This is a genomic window from Streptomyces sp. NPDC006691 (assembly GCF_042869955.1).
GTDB lineage: Bacteria > Actinomycetota > Actinomycetes > Streptomycetales > Streptomycetaceae > Streptomyces.
In genome coordinates, this window is sequence record NZ_JBIAGW010000011.1 from 1 (window position 1) to 21521 (window position 21521).

At 71.3% G+C, this 21521-nt stretch carries 13 protein-coding genes; 3 read left to right on the forward strand and 10 right to left on the reverse strand.

Annotation, left to right across the window (positions count from 1 at the left end):
• Positions 1-513: 513 nt before the first annotated feature.
• Together mshC and ACFYNP_RS23245 are read left to right on the forward strand one after the other, a co-directional pair.
• Positions 514-1743 carry a cysteine--1-D-myo-inosityl 2-amino-2-deoxy-alpha-D-glucopyranoside ligase gene (gene mshC, locus ACFYNP_RS23240; protein ID WP_388411270.1) on the forward strand — a complete coding sequence of 410 codons (1230 nt, stop codon included), beginning with the start codon at positions 514-516 and terminating at the stop codon, positions 1741-1743.
• A 158-nt stretch (positions 1744-1901) separates the two neighbouring features.
• Positions 1902-4949: an NPCBM/NEW2 domain-containing protein gene (locus tag ACFYNP_RS23245; protein WP_388787788.1), complete on the forward strand. Its 3048-nt coding sequence runs from the start codon at positions 1902-1904 to the stop codon at positions 4947-4949.
• Positions 4950-5029: 80 nt separating this feature from the next.
• Here the strand turns inward: ACFYNP_RS23245 and ACFYNP_RS23250 are convergent, their stop codons facing one another.
• The 10 genes from ACFYNP_RS23250 to ACFYNP_RS23295 form a co-directional block, all read right to left on the reverse strand.
• Complete coding sequence (locus ACFYNP_RS23250) at positions 5030-5656, reverse strand: hypothetical protein (RefSeq protein WP_388787791.1); 627 nt, start codon at positions 5654-5656, stop codon at positions 5030-5032.
• Positions 5657-5720: 64 nt separating this feature from the next.
• Positions 5721-7457 carry a S8 family peptidase gene (locus tag ACFYNP_RS23255; protein ID WP_388787794.1) on the reverse strand — a complete coding sequence of 579 codons (1737 nt, stop codon included), beginning with the start codon at positions 7455-7457 and terminating at the stop codon, positions 5721-5723.
• A gap of 370 nt (positions 7458-7827) precedes the next feature.
• Entirely contained in the window at positions 7828-9234 is a 1407-nt protein-coding gene (locus ACFYNP_RS23260; protein WP_388787797.1) for an NADP-dependent succinic semialdehyde dehydrogenase, read from the reverse strand.
• 94 nt (positions 9235-9328) lie between these two features.
• Positions 9329-10324 carry a PAC2 family protein gene (locus ACFYNP_RS23265; RefSeq protein ID WP_388787800.1) on the reverse strand — a complete coding sequence of 332 codons (996 nt, stop codon included), beginning with the start codon at positions 10322-10324 and terminating at the stop codon, positions 9329-9331.
• A gap of 295 nt (positions 10325-10619) precedes the next feature.
• The gene (locus ACFYNP_RS23270; protein WP_388787803.1) at positions 10620-11291 is read right to left on the reverse strand and encodes a FadR/GntR family transcriptional regulator; all 672 of its coding nucleotides are present in this window, start codon (positions 11289-11291) and stop codon (positions 10620-10622) included.
• 66 nt (positions 11292-11357) lie between these two features.
• On the reverse strand, positions 11358-12416 hold the full coding sequence (locus tag ACFYNP_RS23275) for an LLM class flavin-dependent oxidoreductase (RefSeq protein ID WP_388787805.1): 1059 nt from the start codon (positions 12414-12416) through the stop codon (positions 11358-11360).
• Positions 12417-12535: 119 nt separating this feature from the next.
• Positions 12536-14164 (reverse strand): FAD-dependent oxidoreductase, encoded by a 1629-nt coding sequence (locus ACFYNP_RS23280; protein WP_388787808.1) that lies wholly within the window; start codon positions 14162-14164, stop codon positions 12536-12538.
• Between the two features lie 6 nt (positions 14165-14170).
• Complete coding sequence (gene glpK, locus ACFYNP_RS23285; RefSeq protein ID WP_388411290.1) at positions 14171-15697, reverse strand: glycerol kinase GlpK; 1527 nt, start codon at positions 15695-15697, stop codon at positions 14171-14173.
• A 46-nt stretch (positions 15698-15743) separates the two neighbouring features.
• A complete protein-coding gene (locus tag ACFYNP_RS23290) occupies positions 15744-16526 on the reverse strand; it encodes an MIP/aquaporin family protein (RefSeq protein ID WP_388411293.1) in 783 nt (260 codons plus the stop codon).
• 392 nt (positions 16527-16918) lie between these two features.
• Positions 16919-17683, reverse strand: a complete 765-nt coding sequence (locus ACFYNP_RS23295; protein WP_100577071.1) for an IclR family transcriptional regulator — start codon at positions 17681-17683, stop codon at positions 16919-16921.
• 289 nt (positions 17684-17972) lie between these two features.
• Between ACFYNP_RS23295 and metH the strand changes: the two genes are divergently transcribed.
• Positions 17973-21482: a methionine synthase gene (gene metH, locus ACFYNP_RS23300; RefSeq protein ID WP_388411297.1), complete on the forward strand. Its 3510-nt coding sequence runs from the start codon at positions 17973-17975 to the stop codon at positions 21480-21482.
• Positions 21483-21521 lie beyond the last annotated feature (39 nt).

The following is a 21521-nucleotide window of genomic DNA, read 5'->3' on the forward strand; positions in this document are numbered from 1 at the left end:
CCCTGGGGCTGCGCCCCAGACCCCCTGAGGGGCTGCGCCCCTCGGACCCCCGCAGGGGGCTGCGCCCCCTGCACCCCCGGTTCGGGGCTCCGCCCCGGGCCCCGTATCGCGCCTGAACGGCGCTCGTCCTCAATCTCCCCCAAGGCCTTAAGGGCCAGGGGGGACCCCCATGACGGGCTGAAGGTGCCCGATGCTGGCCCGTACCGATCAGCCGGACGGGCTGAAGTGCCCGACGCGGGCCAGCACCGAGGCCTTCAGGGGCGCGGGGAACTGCGCGAGCAACTACCACGGTCCGCAGGCGAAGGCGGATCCAGGGGCGCGGGGAACTGCGCGAGCAGCCCCGCACGGTCCGCGGACGGGCCATGGGGCCTTGGAGGGCCGCCCCTGAGGTTCGGCCGGGCTTTGCCCCCGAGGGTTGTGGGGAGGGGCGGGGTGGTGGATGCAACACCCCCGATTCGGCCAAGAGCGGGATCCGGTTCGTATCCGGAACGTGCGTCCGGTTACGCTCAAGACATGCATGCCTGGCCCGCTTCTGAGGTCCCCGCCCTGCCCGGCAAGGGCCGCGACCTCCGGATCCACGACACCGCGACCGGCGGACTGGTCTCCCTCGACCCCGGTCCCGTCGCCCGTATCTACGTCTGCGGGATCACCCCGTACGACGCGACCCACATGGGTCACGCGGCGACCTACAACGCGTTCGACCTCGTTCAGCGCGTGTGGCTCGACACCAAGCGGCAGGTTCACTACGTCCAGAACGTGACGGACGTGGACGACCCCTTGCTGGAGCGAGCCATCCGCGACGGCAAGGACTGGGTGGAGCTCGCCGAGGGCGAGACCGCGCTGTTCCGCGAGGACATGACCGCCCTGCGACTGCTCCCCCCGAAGCACTACATCGGCGCGGTCGAGGCCATACCCGGCATCGTTCCGCTCGTCGAGCGGCTCCGGGACGCGGGCGCGGCGTACGAGCTGGAGGGGGACGTCTACTTCTCCGTCGAGAGCGACCCGCACTTCGGGAACGTCTCGCACTACGACGCCGAGTTCATGAAGGCGCTGTCCGCCGAGCGCGGCGGCGACCCGGAGCGGCCCGGCAAGAAGAACCCGCTCGACCCGATGCTGTGGATGGCCGCCCGCGAGGGCGAGCCGAGCTGGGACGGCGCCTCGCTCGGGCGCGGCCGCCCCGGCTGGCACATCGAGTGCGTCGCCATCGCCCTCGACCACCTCGGCATGGGCTTCGACGTCCAGGGCGGCGGCTCCGACCTGGTCTTCCCGCACCACGAGATGGGCGCGTCCCACGCCCAGGCGCTGACCGGCGAGTACCCCTTCGCCAAGGCGTACGTGCACGCCGGCATGGTCGCCCTGGACGGCGAGAAGATGTCCAAGTCCAAGGGCAACCTCGTCTTCGTCTCGAAGCTGCGCCGCGACGGCGTCGACCCGGCCGCCATCCGGCTCGCGCTGCTCGCCCACCACTACCGGGCCGACTGGGAGTGGACCGACCAGGTGCTCCAGGACGCCGTCGAGCGTCTCGGGCGCTGGCGGGCCGCCGTGTCGCGGCCCGACGGGCCTTCCGCGGACGCCCTGGTCGAGGAGGTCCGCGAGGCCCTCTCCAGCGACCTGGACGCCCCCGCGGCCCTCGCCGCGGTGGACCGCTGGGCCGCGCGGCAGGACGCGGAGGGCGGCACGGACGAGGGCGCTCCCGGTCTCGTCTCGCGTACGGTCGATGCGCTGCTCGGCGTCGCCCTCTAGCCCGGAGGAACGTCGGGAACACCGCCCGGAGCACCCCGGGACCGCCCCAACGGGCAAGCCCCGAACCGCCCTTGGACTCCTCGTGAGTCCGGGGGCGGTTTCGTTTTTCCTGGGCCCACCCCATGGTCCAATGCTCGTTTGTGCGCTAAACACGCTCTATGCAATCACCAATACGCACGAGAGTGGCGCTCGCGGGAGCGGCCGTGCTCGGTCTGCTCGCGGTGTTCGCCGGGCCCGGCAGCGCGCAGGCCGATGCCTCCGCCGACCCGGCGGGCGACACCTCCGTAGGCAATGTGACCGGCTTCGAGGCCGCGGGCGGCTCCGTCTTCAGGCTGCACGCGGGCGCGGCCGAGGCCCGCGTCAGCTTCGTCGCGGCCGACACCTTCCGCATCGAGCTCGCCCCGGACGGGAAGTTCACCGACCCGACCGGGACCGACATCGTCCTGCCGCAGGGGAGACCGCCGGCCGCCCGCTGGAAGGAGAGGGGCGACCGTTACGAGCTGAGCACCGACAAGGTCACCCTGCGCGCCTTCAAGTCCCCGCTGCGCTTCGCCCTCTACAAGGCGGACGGCACCCCGCTCTGGTCCGAGACCAAGCCGCTGAGCTGGACCAGGGACACCACCACCCAGACCCTGTCCCGGGGCGCCACCGAGCAGTTCTACGGCGGCGGCATGCAGAACGGCCGCGGCAACACCTCGCACCGCGACCAGACCGTCCAGGTGAGCGTCGACGACAACTGGAACGACGGCGGCCACCCCAACTCCGTGCCGTTCTACCTCTCGACGGGCGGCTACGGCGTCTTCCGCAACACGTACGCCCCCAACACGTACGTCTTCGGGCAGCCCGTCACCGCGAGCGCCAAGGAACAGCGCTTCGACGCCTACTACTTCGCCGGTGACCCCAAGCAAGTCATCGGCGACTACACCCAGTTGACCGGGAAGCCGTTCCTGCCGCCGGTCTACGGGCTCGAACCCGGCGACTCCGACTGCTATCTGCACAACGCCAACCGGGGCGAGCGCCACACCCTGGACGCGCTCAAGGTCGCGGACGCGTACAAGACCAACGACATGCCCAACGGCTGGATGCTGGTCAACGACGGCTACGGCTGCGGATACGAGAACCTGCCCGAGACCGCCAAGGGCCTCCAGAGCGACTCCATGCAGATGGGGCTGTGGACGGAGGACGGCCTCGACAAGCTCGCCGACCAGGTCAAGGCGGGCCAGCGCGTCGCCAAGCTGGACGTCGCCTGGGTCGGCGACGGGTACAAGCACGCGCTCGACGGCTGCAAGGCCGCCTACCAGGGCATCCAGGCCAACAGCGACGCCCGCGGCTTCACCTGGGCGCCCGAGAGCTGGTCCGGCGCGCAGCGCTGCGGCGTCCAGTGGTCCGGCGACCAGTCGGGCAGCTGGGACTACATCCGCTGGCAGATCCCGACCTACGCGGGCGCGACCCTCTCCGGTCTCGCCTACACCAGCGGTGACATCGACGGCATCTTCGGCGGCAGCCCCAAGACGTACACCCGCGACCTCCAGTGGAAGTCGTTCCTGCCCGCCGTGATGACGATGGACGGCTGGGCCGCCAGCGACAAGCAGCCCTACCAGTACGGGGAGCCCTACACCTCCATCAACCGCAGCTACCTCAAGCTCAAGGAGTCGCTGCTTCCCTACATGTACTCCTACGCCCACGAGGCGACGAAGACCGGCATCGGGCCGGTCCGGCCGCTGGCGCTGGAGTACCCCGACGACCCGAAGGCCGCCACCGACGCCGCCAAGTACGAGTTCCTGTCCGGCCAGGACTTCTTGGTCGCGCCGGTCTACCAGGACACGGCCGTACGCGACGGGATCTACCTCCCCAAGGGCACCTGGATCGACTACTGGAGCGGGCGCACCTACCAGGGCCCGACCACCGTCGACCACTACAGCGCGCCGCTCGACACCCTGCCCCTGTTCGTGAAGGCAGGCGCCGCCGTCCCGATGTGGCCCGGCATCCGCTCCTACCAGGACCGCACCGCCAACTCGCCGCTGGCCTGGGACGTCTACCCGCAGGGCCGCTCCTCCTTCCAGCTGTACGAGGACGACGGCGTCACCCGCGCCAACCGGACCGGCGCCTACGCCACCCAGCGCGCCGACGTCCGGGCGCCGCAGCGCGGCTCCGGCGATGTGACGGTCCAAGTGGGCGCCAGCAAGGGCGAGTTCAAGGGCAAGCAGACCACCCGGCCCTACCAGCTGACCCTGCACACCGGCAGCACCCCCTCCAAGGTGGAGGTCGCGGGCCGCGAGCTCGCGCGGCTCGGCTCGAAGGCCGCGTACGACAAGGCGACGACGGGCTGGTTCTACGACCCGAGCGACCGGGGCGGTGTGGTGCTGGTGAAGACCGCCACCCTGCGCACCGACCGGGCCTTCGAAGTGAAGCTCAAGGACACCAGCGCCGTCGGCGGCAAGGCTCCGGGCTCGGCGGTCACGCTGGCCGCGCCCGCCGGCCAGGAGCTCGGCGCGGGCGCGCCCGGCAAGGTGGCCGTGGACGTCACCGCCGGAAGCAGGGACGCCCGGGACGTCCGGGTCTCCGTCGCCGCGCCGGCCGGGTGGACCGTGGCTCCGGCCCCCGCGCTCGACCGGGTGCCGGCCGGCACCACCCGGCGCGTCGAGGTCGGTGTCACGCCCCCCAAGGACGCCAAGCCCGGCGAGGTCACGCTCACCGTGAACTCCGGCTCCCGGGGCGTCAGTTCACAGCAGCGGATCGCGGTGTCCGTGATGCCCGCGCCGCCGGCGGCGGACACCTGGGCCAGTGACATGGCCTGGCTGACCTCCGTCAACGGATACGGGCCGCCCGAACGCGACCGCTCCAACGGCGAGTCCGGCGCGTCCGACGGACACACCCTCACGCTCGCGGGCACGACCTACGCCAAGGGCATCGGCGCGCACGCCGACTCCGACATCGAGGTCTACACCGGCGGCCGGTGCACCGCCTTCACCGCCGACGTCGGCATCGACGACGAGATCAACGGCTACGGGGAGGTGGCCTTCTCCGTCGAGGCGGACGGCAAGGTGCTGTGGACCTCGCCGAAGGTGACCGGCGCCTCGGCCACCGTCCCGGTCGATGTCCCGCTCGCCGGGGCGCGCCACGTCCATCTCAAGATCACCGACACCAACAACTCCAAGTCCGGCGACCACGGGGACTGGGCGGCGGCCAAGTTCAGCTGCGCCTAGCAACGGGCGGGCGCCGGGCGGGGTTGTCCCCACCCGGCGCCCTCTGTGCGGGAGTTGGCCCACTGGCCGCCTTCCGGCGGCTACTGCTTGTTGATGATGACGGCCTGGATAACGCTGTTGCCGGAGTCGTAGAACCCGATGACCTGGTGCCCGAACGCGAAGGCCTCCTGGACGCCGTCGTGCGTGACGGGGTTGGGGTTGGCGAGCTGGCGCCAGCTGCCGTCGATGAACAGGTAGAGGATCGAGGGCTGGCCCGGCAGCGGGGTTACGACATCCCAGAACTTCGTGGCGATGCCGCTGACCAGGGCTGCGCTGTTGACGGCCGCGGGCAGCACGAGCGGCTGGCCGAGCGACTGGCTCTGCTGGCCCTGGCCGCCCATCTGCTGGAGCAGCTGCTGATAGGGCTGCTGCTGGCCGAGCTGCTGGAGCTGCTGCTGGATCTGCGGCGGGAGCTGCTGCTGGCCGGACTGCTGGCCCATGCCCTGCTGCCCGAAGCCCTGCTGGCCGTAGGGCTGTCCGATGCCCTGCTGGCCGAACCCCTGCTGTCCGATGCCCTGTTGCTGGCCGAAGCCCTGCGGCGGGGACGTGCTGGGGGTCTGCTGACCCTGTTGGCCCTGCTGCTGGCCGTACTGCTGCTGGGGCTGCCCGTACTGCTGCTGCGGGTGCTGTTGCTGGTGCTGCTGGCTCATCTGCGGGGTGGTGCTCATGCGGGTGTCACCTTCCCTTGTGTGAGTTCCGTGCGCGGTCCGGGGCCTTCGGAGCCCCCGGCACTCAGCCGGCGACCACCAGGCCGACGACCTCGTCGTCCGAGAACCAGACCCGGATGTCCGGCCGCCCCGCCGCGAAGGCGGCGTGCACCGCCTGGCGGATCTCGGGCGCCGGGTCGTTCAGATTGCGCCACGCCCCGGCCACGAACAGCCGGAGCCTCGGGGGCAGTTCAGGGGGGTACGGGAGCAACTCGTCCCAGTACCTTTCGGCCTGGCCGGTGCCGATCGTCGAGGGCATCAGACGGGCCACCGCGGCCTTGATGTCGGGCCGGCCGCCAATCCGCTGGGAGGCGGCGCGCCCCGGCGCGTCCTGCTGCGGCGAACCGGTGGAGCGCAGCAGCGCGCGGGCCCGCTCCGGTGTCATCGGCTCCTGCCCGGTGGCCTTGAGGACGCCCTGGAGCGAGGCGAGGGCGCCGACCACCACGGAGGCGGCGGCGGACGTGCCGGAGAACGTGTCGGTGTACCAGGCGATCTCCTCGGCACCGCCCTGGAGATCGCCCGCCCGGTCCCAGAACCCGCCGGTCGTGGTGGTCTCGTGGCCCCAGCCCTGGGCGTCGACGCGGGCCCCGTAGTTGGAGAAGGCGAGGCGCGAGCGGTCCGGGCCGTGGTCGCGGCCGTGGGTGCCGGGCGGCGGGGCGCCCGCGCCCACCAGGACCGCGCCCGAGGGCTCGTTGGAGGGGTTGAAGGGATTGCGCCAGTCCTGCGGGAACCCCTCGGGGCGCCGCTCGTACAGCGCGTCGTCCAGGCTCTCGCCGCCGTTGCCGGCGGCCGTCACCACCAGGACGCCGCGCGCGGTCGCCCAGCGGATCGCCGCGAGGTCGTCCGGCCACCACTCGACGGGGAGGTAGCCGGCCTGGTCGTCGCGCTCCTGGAAGTCGAACCTCGGCCCGGGCCGGTGCAGTTCGACCAGGACGATGTCACCGGGCGAGAGCCGGTCGGCCGCGGCGTGGATCGCCGCCGCCGTGCCGATGCCCTGCACCGAGGCGGCCGCCGTGACCGCCTCCGGGGCGATGCCGGTGACGCCCTTCCCGTCCCGGTCACCGCCGATGATCCCGAGCACGGCCGTACCGTGGTTGCGCCAGGCCACGTCCTGCACCGGATTGCCCACCACGATCCCGGCCAGTTTCTCCGCCAGGTCCTCGTGCCCCAGCTGCCAGGCGCCCTCGACGTCGATGACGGTGACGCCCTCGCCGCTGCCGCCCGGCCGCAGCCATGCCCAGTACGCGTCGACGCCCTCGGGGGCGGGGGCCAGATAGCCCTGCCGCCCCGTGTAGTCGGGCGTGGCGGGCGCGCCCTCCTTCAGGCGCTTGATCGTCTCCTCGTCGCGGCCGGTGAGCGAGGCGGGCACCGCCCCCGGCTTCACATACGCGGTCTCCACCTCGGGCAGCGCCGCGAGCCGCGCGCCCAGCTCCCCGGCCCGCTCGCCGCCGCCCCGCACCCGGTAGAACCGGGACAGGTCCGGCAGCGCCTCGCGGGAGGCGCCCCGGGGCACCCGGGCCGGCCGGTCCTCGCGGCCGAACAGCGGCTCCAGGGCGATCTGTTCATCGGCGAGGAACATCGCCAGGGCCGAGGTGTCGGCCCCCGAGGCCGAACGGACGCCCTGGGCGCCGACGCGCAGCCGGGCCTCGGCCCGGGCGACGACGATCAGTTCGGGCTCGGCTCCGTGATAGGTGAATCCAGCTCCGTCGGGTCCTGGGCCCGCCGTTCCGGGGCCCCGACCCGGGTGAATCCGATCGGTCATCGCTTCCGCCGCTCCCCTCGGGTGCTGTGCGTGGCGTGCCTTCGGGGACACACCCTGCTCCCGTCGGGGCGGAACGTCCACCCCGGTGCGGCGAACGGAGTTTGAAATCAAGCTGAATGGGCAACCCGTGCATTCCGGCCGGAAACCGATGTCCCGCCCCCATCAGGCCGAACACGGCGGGGGCTGGAGCCGGCCCGAGGGGCCCGAGCGGCGCGGGTGGCGTCTGCGGGCGCACCTGCCGGGACGTCGGCGCGGGGCCGCCCCTGAGGCAGCCCCGCCGGTGTTTCCGGATCGTGCCGACGGCCTTCGGCGGGCTCGACCGGATCCAACAGCCGCCCACCGGAGGGCGGTTGGGCGCACCGGGTCCGGATCAGGACTCCGAGGGTTCCGCCCCGTGCCACACCGTCGTCACGTTGCAGAACTCGCGGATGCCGTGGCCGGAGAGCTCGCGGCCGTACCCGGAACGCTTCACGCCGCCGAACGGGAGCGCGGGGTGCGAGGCGGTCATCCCGTTGAAGAAGACTCCGCCCGCCTGGAGATCGCGCACGCAGCGGTCGACCTCGGTGCTCTCCCGGGTCCAGACGTTCGAACTCAGCCCGAAGGGGGTGTCGTTGGCGACCGCGATCGCCTCTTCGAGGTCGCGCACCCGGTACAGCGTCGCCACCGGCCCGAAGGTCTCCTCGCGGTGGATCCGCATGTCGGCGGTGATGCCGGCGAGGATGGTGGGCCGGTAGAACCAGCCCCCGTCGAGACCCTCGGGGCGGCTCCCGCCGCACAGCGCGGTCGCTCCCTTGCGCACGGCGTCCTCGACGAGCTCCTCCAGATCGGTGCGGCCCTGCTCGCTGGCGAGCGGGCCGATGTCGGTGTCCTCGTCGAGTGGGTCTCCCACCCTCAACTCCCGCATTCCCGCGGTGAATTGCTCGGCGAAGGCGTCGTACACCCCGTCCTGGACGATGAAGCGCTTCGCGGCGATGCAGGACTGGCCGTTGTTCTGCGTCCGGGCGGTCACCGCGGTCCGCGCGGCCCGCTCCACATCGGCGGAGGCGAGCACCACATAGGGATCGCTGCCGCCGAGTTCGAGGACCGTCTTCTTGATCTCGTCGCCACAGATCGCCGCGACCGAGCGGCCGGCCGGCTCGCTGCCGGTCAGCGTCGCCGCCGCCACCCGCCGGTCGCGCAGCACCTTCTCGACGCCGTCCGAGCCGATGAGCAGGGTCTGGAAGCAGCCGTCGGGGAAGCCCGCCCGGCGGAACAGGTCCTCCAGGTACAGCGCGGTCTGCGGCACGTTCGAGGCGTGCTTGAGCAGGGCCACGTTCCCCGCCATCAGGGCGGGTGCCGCGAACCGTACGACCTGCCAGAGCGGGAAGTTCCACGGCATCACCGCGAGGACCACGCCCAGCGGCCGGTAGTGGATCCGGGCCCGCTCGGCGCCCGAGTCGCGCACGTCGTCCTCGGCGGGCTCCTCGTCGGCGAGCAGCTCGGCCGCGTGCTCGGCGTACCAGCGCAGGGCCTTGGCGCACTTCGCCGCCTCGGCGCGGGCCGCCACGACCGGCTTGCCCATCTCCAGGGTCATGGTGCGCGCGATGTCGTCCCGGTCGGCGTCGAGCAGATCGGCCGCGCGCAGCGCCAGGCGGGCGCGCTGCTCGAAGCCGGTCGTGCGGTAGCCGGCGAAGGCGGTCTCGGCCGTGGCGAGCCTGCGCTCCACCTCCTCGGGACCCATGGCGCCGAAGCTCTTGAGCGTCTCACCGGTAGCCGGGTTCACCGTGGCGATGGGCATGACCTACGACACCTCCTGAAGGCACTGGTCCTTCGACCTTCCCGCGCGGAAGGAGGCGCCGCAACGCGAACCGGGCCCGGCCGGGGCCCGCCCCCTACTCCTCGGGGGTCTCCTCGCCGGGCTCGTCGGTCCTGGGGGGCTTCGGCGGCCGGGTGCGCCCACTGGAGGTGTCGCGCAGATAGGACCCGTCGGCCTCGGTGGCGTGGCCGCCCGCGGTGGCCTGGCCGGGGCCGGGGCCGGGGCCGGGGCCGCCGTCACGCCTGCGCAGGTACCGCTCGAACTCGCGGGCGATGGCCTCGCCGGACGCCTCGGGCAGGTCCGCGGTGTCCCGCGCCTCCTCCAGGGTCTGGACGTACTCGGCCACCTCGCTGTCCTCGGCGGCCAGTTGGTCGACCCCGAGCTGCCAGGCCCGGGCGTCCTCGGCGAGCTCGCCGAGCGGGATGCGCAGGTCGATGAGGTCTTCGAGGCGGTTGAGCAGGGCGAGCGTGGCCTTCGGGTTGGGCGGCTGGGACACGTAGTGCGGCACCGCGGCCCACAGGCTGACCGCCGGGACTCCGGCGTGCGTGCAGGCCTCCTGGAGGATGCCGACGATGCCCGTGGGGCCCTCGTAGCGGGTCTCCTCCAGATCCATGGTCCGCGCCAGGTCCGGGTCGGAGGTCACGCCGCTGACCGGCACCGGCCGGGTGTGCGGGGTGTCGCCGAGCAGCGCGCCCAGGACCACCACCATCTCGACGCCCAGCTCATGGGCGAAACCCAGGATCTCGTTGCAGAACGACCGCCAGCGCATGGACGGCTCGATGCCGCGCACCAGGACCAGGTCGCGCGGCTTGTCGCCGCCGACCCGGACCACGGAGAGCCGGGTGGTGGGCCAGGTGATCTTGCGGACCCCGCCGTCCAGCCACACGGTCGGCCGGTTGACCTGGAAGTCGTAGTAGTCCTCCGCGTCCAGCGCGGCGAAGACCTCGCCCTTCCAGACGCCGTCCAGGTGCGCGACAGCGGAGGAGGCGGCATCGCCCGCGTCGTTCCAGCCCTCGAACGCGGCGATCATGACCGGGTCGACCAGCTCGGGAACGCCCTCCAGCTCGATCACCCAGTGCCTCCCTCCGAAGTTCCCTTGCGTACATCCCAACCTTACGGCTTCAGACCTACCCAGCCGCAGCCCCCGTGCACGGTCCCGCGCTGCCGGGAGTGACACAGGAATGAAGGTGGGGCAGGCGGGGCAGCGGTGTGTTCCGGTGCGGATTCATCCGAGCTGTCGCGGGATTTCCGCAGGAGTATGCCCGGCACGTGCGGCGCGGCGGAGATATACGTCCGATCTCCGACAGAGATCCGATGTTCGCACCGACGTTCCTGTGAATGGTTTCTGCGGACGTTCGTTCAGCGGTTCATCCGGACGCCCCGACGCGGCTCTCCACGCTCGCGATGTGGACCGTGGCCCAGGCCCGGGCCGCCTCGGCGTCCCGGGCCCGCAGGGCCGTCAGGATCGCCCGGTGTTCGCGCCGCGCGCGGCCGACCGCGTCCTCCTGGACCAGGCCCCGCCAGCTGCGGGCCCGGGTCGCCGGCCCGGAGAGCCCGTCGAGCAGGGAGCAGAGCACCGCGTTCCCCGCCCCCGCCGCGATCCCCCGGTGGAACGCGAGGTCCGCCGACACCAGCTCGTCCACCGAGGAGGCCTCCTCCAGCGCGTCCAACCGCGCAGACAACGCCTCAAGTTCGGCCTCGGTGAGCCGCGTGGCGGCCAGCGCCGTCGCGGCCGGCTCCAGGATGCGGCGTACCGCGAGGAACTCCAGGACGGTGTCGTCCCGGTGGAAGTCCACGACGAAGCCCATCGCCTCCAGGAGCAGCCGCGGGTCCAGGCTGGTGACATAGGTGCCGTCCCCCTGGCGGACGTCCAGGATCCGGATCAGGGACAGCGCCCGCACCGCCTCCCGCAGGGAGTTGCGGGAGAGGCCCAGCCCGGCCGCGAGTTCGCTCTCCTTGGGGAGCCGGTCGCCCGGCCGCAGCGCACCGGAGACGATCATTGCCTTGATCTTCTCGATGGCCTCGTCGGTGACAGCCATGGGGGCGACCTCCATACATCCGATGTATCGAGCCCCAGTATGCGCGCGCCGCCCCGCCCCCGGAGCTCACTCCCACAGAGTGCTCGGCGCCTCCTTCCGCACCACCGGCGCGATCTCCTCCGCGAACCGCGCGAGCGTCTCAGTCTGTTCGGCGGTCGAGAGCCCGAACCCGTCGACCGTCACCGACTGGAGGTCGTGCCCGTAGGCCTCGTGGAAGCCGAGGATCTTGTCGATGATCTGCTGCGGGGACCCGATGAGCGCCGGGCCGTCGGCGATGGCGTCCTCGATGGTGCGGAACGGGGTGTTGTAGCCCGCCTTCCCCTCCAGATGCGGCTTGAAGGACTGCCGCACCCGCGCCTCGTACACCGCCCGGTAGCGCGAGACCGCCTGCTCGGCGGTGTCGGCGATCAGCAGCCCGCCCGAGCCCGCCGCGACATGGGCCCGCGCCGGGTCGTGCCCGTACTCCTCGAACTTCTCCCGGTAGTGCGCGATGAGCTCGCGGTACGCGGCGCGCGGCTGGATCGCGTTGGCCGTGAACAGCGGGTCGCCGTGCCGGGCCGCGAGCTCGGGGGAGTTGAGGGAGGTCGCCGAGCCGTGCCAGATCCGCGGCACCCCGGCGTACGGCCGCGGCACGGTCGTGACGCCCCGCAGCGGCGGACGGAACTCGCCCTCCCAGTCGACGCCCTCCTCGCTCCACAGCCGGCGAAGCAGCTCGTACTTCTCCCGCTGGAGGTCCCACTGGCGGGCCTCGTCGAGCCCGAACAGATCGAAGTGGCCGGCCTCCGCGCCCTTTCCGATGACCAGCTCGATCCGGCCGCGCGAGATCTGGTCGAGCGTCGCGTAGTCCTCGGCGACCCTGACCGGGTCGAGGATCGCGACCACGGTCACGCCGGTGAGCAGCCGGATGCGGTGGGTGCGGGCGGCCAGCGCGCCGAGCAGCACGGTCGGGCTGGACGAGAGGAAGGCGCCGGCGTGCCGCTCCCCGATGGCGTACGCGTCGAAGCCGAGCCGTTCGGCGGCCTCACCGACCTCCAGCACCTGTGCCAACCGGTCGGCGGCGGAGGGGAGTTCACCCGTCAGGGGATGGGGGGCATGACCGACGATGGAAAGCACCTGGAACTTCATGCCCCCACTCTCGCCGCGCCGTGTTGCGGCCGGATGTACGGCGTATGGCAGTGGTCACGGCAACGCCGAAGGGGCGGCCCCTCGCGGGAGCCGCCCCTCGGACGTGGGGTGACGTACCGTCAGTTCTTCTGGTTCAGCAGGTCGTCCACCTTGCCGCGGATCTCGTCCGTGGCCAGACCCCGGATCGTCAGGGTCGTACGGCGGCGCAGCACGTCGTCCGCGGTCTCGGCCCACTCGTGGTCGCGGGCGTAGGCGACCTGCGCCCAGATCTCCGGGGCGTCCGGGTGGATGCGCTCCGCGAGGGCCGTGTCCTCGTTGGCCAGACGGGCGATGTCGAAGGACAGCGAACCGTAGTGCGTGGCCAGGTGCTTGGCGGTGTCGGCCGCCATGCTCGCTCCGGGTGCCTGGGCGTCCACCATCAGGCGGTGGGCGACGGCGCGCGGGTTGGCGATGCCGGGCAGCGGCATCTTGCCGGGGAGCTCGGAGATGGGCTCGAAGTCGTTGCCGAGCGGGTGGCCCGGCAGCTGCTCCAGCTTCTTCATCACCGTGCGGCCGATGTGGCGGAACGTCGTCCACTTGCCGCCGGCCACCGACAGCATGCCGCCGCGGCCCTCGGTGACGACCGTCTCGCGCTTGGCCTTCGAGGTGTCGCCGGGACCGCCGGGCAGCACCCGGAGCCCCGCGAAGGAGTAGGTGATCAGATCGCGCGACAGCTGCTGGTCGCGGATCGAGAACGCGGCCTCGTCGAGGATCTGCGCGGTGTCGGCCTCGGTGACGCCCACATCCGCCGGGTCGCCCTCGAACTCCTCGTCCGTGGTGCCGAGCAGGAGCATGTCCTCCCACGGCAGGGCGAAGGTGATGCGGTACTTGTCGATCGGGGTCGCCAGCGCCGCCTTCCAGGGGGCGGTGCGCTTGAGGACCAGGTGCGCGCCCTTCGACAGGCGTATGGAGGGCGCGGAGGCCGGGTCCTCCATCTTGCGCAGGTGGTCGACCCAGGGACCGGTCGCGTTGAGCACGAGCCGGGCGTCGACGCCGAACTCCTCGCCGTCCATGCGGTCCTTGAGGTCCGCACCCGTCACCCGGCCCTTGGTGAAGCGCAGCCCGGTGACCTCGGCGTGGTTGAGCACGACCGCTCCGGCCTCGACCGCGGCGCGCACCGTCATCAATGCCATGCGGGCGTCGTTCATCTGGTCGTCGCCGTACACGGCCACGGCCTTCAGGTTCTCGGTACGCAGCTCGGGCACGTCCGCCGACGCCTTGGCGGGGGAGAGCAGGTGGCCGACGCCGTCGCCGAAGGCGGACAGCGCCGAGTAGGCGAAGACACCCGCGCCCAGCTTGGCGGCGCCGTGCGGGCCGCCCTTGTACACGGGCAGGTAGAACGTGAGCGGGTTGGCGAGGTGCGGGGCCACCTGACGGGACACCGCACGCCGCTCGAAGTGGTTCTCCGCGACGAGCTTCACCGCACCGGTCTGCAAGTAGCGCAGACCGCCGTGGAGCAGCTTGGAGGAGGCGGAGGAGGTGGCGCCGGCGAAGTCACCGGCGTCCACCAGAGCCACCCGCAGACCGGACTGCGCGGCGTGCCAGGCGGTGGAGATGCCCAGGATGCCGCCGCCGATGACCAGGAGGTCGTACGTCGCCTTGGACAGTTGCTCCCGGGTCTCGGCGCGGCTCACCGCCTTGAAGGAAGACACGGCGGAGCCGGAAACCGGATGCGTCCCGAGGGCAGGGACGCTCTGCAGGGTGGTCATGTCGAATTACTCCTCGTCCTCGATCCAGCCCATGGTCCGCTCTACGGCCTTGAGCCAGCTCTTGTACTCGCTGTCGCGCCTGTCCGCGTCCATGCGAGGGGTCCATTCCGCCGCCCGGCGCCAGTTGGCGCGCAGCGCGTCGGTGTCCGGCCAGAAGCCGACGGCCAGGCCGGCGGCGTAGGCGGCGCCGAGGCAGGTGGTCTCGGCGACCATCGGACGCACGACCGGCGCGTCCAGGAAGTCCGAGAGGGTCTGCATCAGCAGGTTGTTGGAGGTCATGCCGCCGTCGACCTTCAGCGCGGTCAGCTCGACGCCGGAGTCCTTCGTCATGGCGTCGCTGATCTCGCGGGTCTGCCAGGCGGTGGCCTCCAGGACGGCGCGCGCGATGTGCGCCTTGGTGACGTACCGGGTCAGACCGGCGATCACGCCGCGGGCGTCGGGGCGCCAGTACGGGGCGAACAGGCCGGAGAAGGCCGGCACGAAGTAGGCGCCGCCGTTGTCCTCGACGGAGGAGGCGAGCGTCTCGATCTCGGCGGCGGTCTTGATCATGCCCATCTGGTCGCGCATCCACTGGACGAGCGAGCCGGTGACGGCGATGGAGCCTTCGAGGGCGTAGACCGGCTTCTGGTCGCCGATCTGATAACCGACCGTCGTCAGCAGGCCGTTGTAGGAGTTGACGGGCTTGTCACCGGTGTTCATCAGCATGAAGGTGCCGGTGCCGTAGGTGGACTTGGCCTCGCCCTCGGAGAAGCAGGTCTGGCCGAACAGCGCCGCCTGCTGGTCGCCGAGCGCGGAGGCGACGGGGATGCCGTCCAGGACGCCGCCCTTGGCGTGTCCGTACACCTCGGCGGAGGAGCGGATCTCGGGCAGCACGGCCGCCGGGATGTCCATGGAGTGCAGGATCTTCTCGTCCCACGCCATGTCGTGCAGGTTCATCAGGAGGGTGCGCGAGGCGTTGGTGACGTCGGTGACGTGCACACCGCCGTCGGTGCCGCCGGTCAGGTTCCAGATGACCCAGGAGTCCATGGTGCCGAAGAGGATGTCGCCGCGCTCGGCGCGCTCGCGCAGCCCCTCGACGTTGTCGAGCAGCCAGCGCACCTTCGGGCCCGCGAAGTAGGAGGCGAGCGGCAGACCGGTCTGGCGGCGGAAGCGGTCCTGGCCGACGTTGCGGCCGAGCTCGCGGCAGAGCGCGTCGGTACGGGTGTCCTGCCAGACCAGCGCGTTGTGCACGGGCTCGCCGGTGTTCTTGTCCCACATCAGCGTGGTCTCACGCTGGTTGGTGATGCCGATCGCCTTGACGTCGGCGGCGGTGATGCCCGCCTTCTCGACCGCGCCGGCCACGACCTCCTGGACGTTGGTCCAGATCTCGTTGGCGTCGTGCTCGACCCAGCCCGGCTTCGGGAAGATCTGCTCGTGTTCCTTCTGCTCGACCGAGACGATCCGCCCGTCCTTGTCGAAGACGATGCAGCGGCTGGAGGTGGTGCCCTGGTCGATGGCCGCGATGAAGGGGCCGGTGGAGTGGATGTCGCTCATGGGTGCTCCTGGAAAAGTCCGAAGGGGGGCGTCGCGTCGTGTCTCGTCAGGCGAAGGCGATGTTGTAGAGGCCACCGGCGATCGCGCCGCCGATCAGCGGGCCGGCGACCGGGATCCACGCGTAGCTCCAGTCCGAGCCGCCCTTGTTGGGCAGCGGAAGCAGGGAGTGCACGATGCGCGGGCCCAGGTCACGGACCGGGTTGATGGCGTATCCGGTCGGGCCGCCGATCGAGAGGCCGATGCCGACCACGACGAGCGCGGTGATGAGGACGCCGATCACGCCGAGGCCCTTGCCGTCGCCGTTCAGGCCCTGCGTCAGGATCGCGAGGACCAGGACGAACGTGGCGATGATCTCCGTGACGAGGTTCTGCACCACGTTGCGGATCTCCGGACCGGTCGAGAAGACGCCGAGCACGGGGCCGGCCGCGTTCTCACGGGCCTCGACGGACTTGCCCTCGCCCTCGCCCACGATCTCCGGGTCGGTCAGATGGGCGTGGAACTGGCCGTAGTAGGCGAGCCACACGAGCACCGCGCCGATCATGGCGCCGAGGATCTGTCCACCGAGGTACACGGGCACGTCGCTCCACTTGGTGCCGCCCTCGATCGCGAGACCCAGGGTCACCGCGGGGTTGAGGTGGGCGCCCGAGAGCGGGGCCGAGATGTAGGCGCCGGTCAGCACCGCGAAGCCCCACCCGAAGGTGATGGCGAGCCAGCCGGCGTTACGGGCCTTCGAACGCTTCAGGGTGACGGCGGCACACACACCACCGCCCAGCAGGATCAATATGGCGGTACCGATGGTCTCGCCGATGAAGATGTCGTGGCTGGACATCCGCGACTCCTTTGTCCTTCGTCCAGGGGGGAAACCCCAACAGGCAGAGCACCGGGTCCCTCCGGTGTTCCGCGCCCTCAAGGTTGAGAGCTGCCGGCCCTTGGCGTTGTCACACTCTAACTCGTATTGCCGGTAGGTGTTCGACAATGCCGACCGCTGAACGGCAGTTTTGCCCTCGGGTTAACTGCACGTCAATACTTCCGTGACGGGAATCCCGATCGTTACCAGGTGGTACGAACCACCAAACGCCGACCCGGGTCCGGGGGCAACTCGAAGTGCTCGGGCCGGTCCCGGACGGGGCTCGTCGGCGATGGCCCTCGGGGCGTGCGCCCCGGGTCGTGCGGGGGCCGGCAGCACGTCCGCGCGGGGCACGTCGGGGCTCGGGGGAGGCGCTAGAAGCGCCCGGCGCCCAGGTCGCGCGAGACCGCGCGGGCGCAGTCGCGTACCGCGGCCACCAGGTCCGGCCGCACCTCGCCCTCCTTGCAGACGCGCTCCACGGCGCCCGTGACGCCCACCGCGCCGACCGGCATCCTGCGGCGGTCGTGGATCGGGGCGGCCACCGAGGCCACGCCCACCCACGTCTCCTCGACGTCCGCGCCCCAGCCGCGCGCCCGGGTCAGCGCCAGCAGCTCCTCGAAGCCGTCGGCCGAGGTGACCGTGCGCGGCGTGAACGCCTCGTGCGCGTTGTCCACGGCCTCGGTGTGCGCCACCGGGTCGTACGCGGAGAGCACCTTGCCCAGGGCCGTGGAGTGCAGCGGCTGCATGGCGCCCACCTCCAGGACCTGGCGGCTGTCGTCGGGCCGGAAGACGTGGTGCATGATCAGCACGCCCTGCTGGTGCAGCACCCCCACGTACACGCTCTCGCCGCTGGACCGCGCCAGGTCGTCCGTCCACACCAGGGCGCGGGCCCGCAGCTCGTGGACGTCCAGATAGCTGTTGCCCAGGCGCAGCAGCTCGGCGCCCAGCTGGTAGCGGCCCGAGGCCGGGTCCTGCTCCACGAAGCCCTCGGCCTGGAGGGTGCGCAGGATTCCGTGCGCGGTGCCCTTGGCCAGGCCCAGCGAGGAAGCCACGTCGGACAGGCCAAGCCGCCGCTCGCCCCCCGCGAGCAGCCGCAGCATGGCCGCCGCCCGTTCGAGCGACTGGATGTTGCGCGCCATCGCGCTCCCTCCCTTTCGGGCACTGCTGAACCGACTGTTGCTCCTCGCGCGGCCGGTTCTGACATGACTGGTTCGACAATGCTGAACAGTATCGGCCGTTGTCGACCTCGTGTCACCGTGGCGGCCGCTCCCCCCGCTCGTTCAGGACGGGTGCGCGCGGCCCGCTCCCGGACGTCCGCCCCCTGATACACCCGCGCGCGGCCCGGGGTCGCCCGGTTAGGCTGGCCGCGTGCGCCCTCCTGCCGGACGGCGCAAAGCCGACAGCCGTCGCACTCCAGGGAGTACATCCATGGCCTCGTTGCCGACCCCTTCCGCTGACAGCCGGACCCGAATCGACGCCCTCCGCGAGGCGCTCGCCACCCGGGTGGTGGTGGCCGACGGCGCGATGGGCACGATGCTTCAGGCGCAGGATCCCACCCTGGAGGACTTCCAGGACCTTGAGGGCTGCAACGAGGTCCTGAACGTGACCCGCCCCGACATCGTGCGCACGGTCCACGAGGCGTACTTCGCGGTCGGCGTGGACTGTGTGGAGACCAATACCTTCGGCGCCAATCACACGGCGATGAGCGAGTACGACATCCCCGAGCGGGTGCACGAACTGTCGGAGGCGGGCGCCCGCATCGCCCGCGAGGTGGCCGACGAGTTCACCGCCTCGACCGGACAGCAGCGCTGGGTGCTCGGCTCCATCGGCCCCGGCACCAAGCTGCCGACCCTGGGTCACATCGGCTACCCCACGCTGCGCGACGGCTTCCAGGCGAACGCCGAGGGTCTGATCGCGGGCGGCGCGGACGCCCTGATCGTCGAGACCACCCAGGACCTGCTCCAGACCAAGTCCGCGATCCTCGGCGCCCGCCGCGCCATGGAGGCGGCCGGCGTCGACATGCCCCTCGTGGTCTCCCTCGCCTTCGAGACGACCGGCACGATGCTGCTCGGCTCCGAGATCGGCGCGGCGCTGACCGCGCTCGAACCCCTCGGCGTGGACATGATCGGCCTGAACTGCTCGACCGGCCCCGCCGAGATGAGCGAGCACCTGCGCTATCTGACCCGGCACTCGCGGATCCCGCTGCTCTGCATGCCCAACGCCGGTCTGCCCGTCCTGACCAAGGACGGCGCCCACTTCCCGCTCGACCCCGAGGGCCTGGCGGACGCGCAGGAGAACTTCGTCCGCGACTACGGCCTGTCCCTGGTGGGCGGCTGCTGCGGTACGACCCCGGAGCACCTGCGGCAGGTCGTCGAGCGGGTGCGCGGCAGCGTGCCCGGCGAGCGGAACCCGCGCCCGGAGCCCGGCGCGGCCTCGCTCTACCAGACCGTGCCGTTCCGCCAGGACACCTCGTACCTGGCGATCGGCGAGCGGACGAACGCCAACGGCTCGAAGAAGTTCCGCGAGGCCATGCTGGAGGGCCGCTGGGACGACTGCGTGGAGATGGCCCGCGACCAGATCCGCGAGGGCGCCCACCTGCTCGACCTCTGCGTCGACTACGTGGGCCGCGACGGTGTGGCCGACATGGCCGAGCTGGCCGGCCGCTTCGCGACCGCCTCCACCCTGCCCATCGTGCTCGACTCGACCGAACTCCCGGTCATCCAGGCCGGGTTGGAGAAGCTGGGCGGCCGCGCGGTCATCAACTCCGTCAACTACGAGGACGGCGACGGACCCGAGTCGCGGTTCGCGAAGGTCACCAGGCTCGCCGTCGAGCACGGCGCCGCGCTGATCGCGCTGACCATCGACGAGGAGGGCCAGGCCCGCACCGTCGAGCACAAGGTCGCCATCGCCGAGCGCCTGATCGCGGACCTGACCGGGAACTGGGGGGTGCACGAGTCGGACATCCTCATCGACACCCTGACCTTCACCATCTGCACCGGCCAGGAGGAGTCGCGCGGCGACGGCATCGCCACCATCGGGGCGATCCGCGAGCTCAAGCGCCGCCACCCCGACGTCCAGACCACGCTCGGCCTGTCCAACATCTCCTTCGGCCTCAACCCGGCGGCCCGGGTCGTCCTCAACTCCGTGTTCCTGGACGAGTGCGTCAAGGCGGGCCTGGATTCGGCCATCGTGCACGCCTCCAAGATCCTGCCGATCGCGCGCCTGGAGGAGGAGCAGGTCAAGGTCGCCCTCGACCTGATCTACGACCGCCGCGCCGAGGGCTACGACCCCCTGCAGAAGCTCATGGAGCTCTTCGAGGGCGTCAACATGAAGTCGATGAAGGCGGGCAAGGCCGAGGAACTCCTGGCCCTGCCGCTGGAGGAGCGGCTCCAGCGCCGCATCATCGACGGCGAGAAGAACGGCCTGGAGGCCGACCTCGACGAGGCGCTCGGGACCACCCCCGCGCTCGACATCGTGAACAACACCCTGCTCGAAGGTATGAAGGTGGTCGGCGAGCTGTTCGGCTCCGGCCAGATGCAGCTGCCGTTCGTGCTCCAGTCCGCCGAGGTCATGAAGTCCGCGGTGGCCCATCTGGAGCCGCACATGGAGAAGTCGGACGCGGAGGGCAAGGGCACGATCGTGCTGGCCACCGTGCGCGGCGACGTCCACGACATCGGCAAGAACCTCGTCGACATCATCCTGTCCAACAACGGCTACAACGTCGTCAACCTCGGCATCAAGCAGCCGGTCTCCGCGATCCTGGAAGCCGCCGAGGAGCACCGCGCCGACGTCATCGGGATGTCCGGCCTCCTGGTCAAGTCCACCGTGATCATGAAGGAGAACCTGGAGGAGCTGAACCAGCGCAAGCTGGCGGCCGACTACCCGGTCATCCTCGGCGGCGCGGCCCTGACCCGGGCCTATGTCGAACAGGACCTGCACGAGATCTACGAGGGCGAAGTCCGCTACGCCCGCGACGCGTTCGAGGGCCTGCGCCTCATGGACGCCCTGATCGGCGTCAAGCGCGGCGTCCCCGGGGCCGTACTGCCCGAGCTCAAGCAGCGCCGGGTGCCCAAGCGGGACACACCCGTCCTGGAGGTCGAGGAGCCCGAGGGCTCGGTGCGCTCGGACGTGGCCGTCGACAACCCGGTGCCCACCCCGCCGTTCTGGGGCACCCGCGTCGTCAAGGGCATCCCGCTCAAGGAGTACGCGTCCTGGCTGGACGAGGGCGCCCTCTTCAAGGGCCAGTGGGGCCTGAAGGAGGCCCGCAAGGGCGGGCCCACCTACGAGGAGCTCGTGGAGACCGAGGGCCGTCCGCACCTGCGCGGCTGGCTCGACAAGCTGCACACCGAAGGCCTCCTGGAGGCGGCCGTCGTCCACGGCTACTTCCCGTGCGTGTCCAAGGGCGACGACCTGATCCTGCTCAACGACGACGGCAGCGAGCGCACCCGCTTCACCTTCCCGCGCCAGCGCCGCGGCCGCCGGCTGTGCCTCGCGGACTTCTTCCGCCCGGAGGAGTCCGGCGAGGTGGACGTGGTCGGCCTCCAGGTCGTCACCGTCGGCTCCCGGATCGGTGAGGAGACGGCCAAGCTGTTCGAGGCCAACGCCTACCGCGACTACCTCGAACTGCACGGCCTGTCCGTCCAGTTGGCCGAGGCACTCGCCGAGTACTGGCACGCGCGGGTGCGCTCCGAGCTCGGCTTCGCGGGCGAGGACCCCTCCGACGTGGAGGACATGTTCGCGCTCAAGTACCGCGGCGCCCGCTTCTCGCTCGGCTACGGAGCCTGCCCCGACCTGGAGGACCGCGCCAAGATCGCCGAGCTGCTCGAACCGGAGCGGATCGGCGTCCACCTCTCCGAGGAGTTCCAGCTCCACCCCGAGCAGTCCACCGACGCCATCGTCATCCACCACCCCGAAGCCAAGTACTTCAACGCCCGATGACCAGGCGCCCCGGGTAATTCAGCGCACGTTCAGCGGACC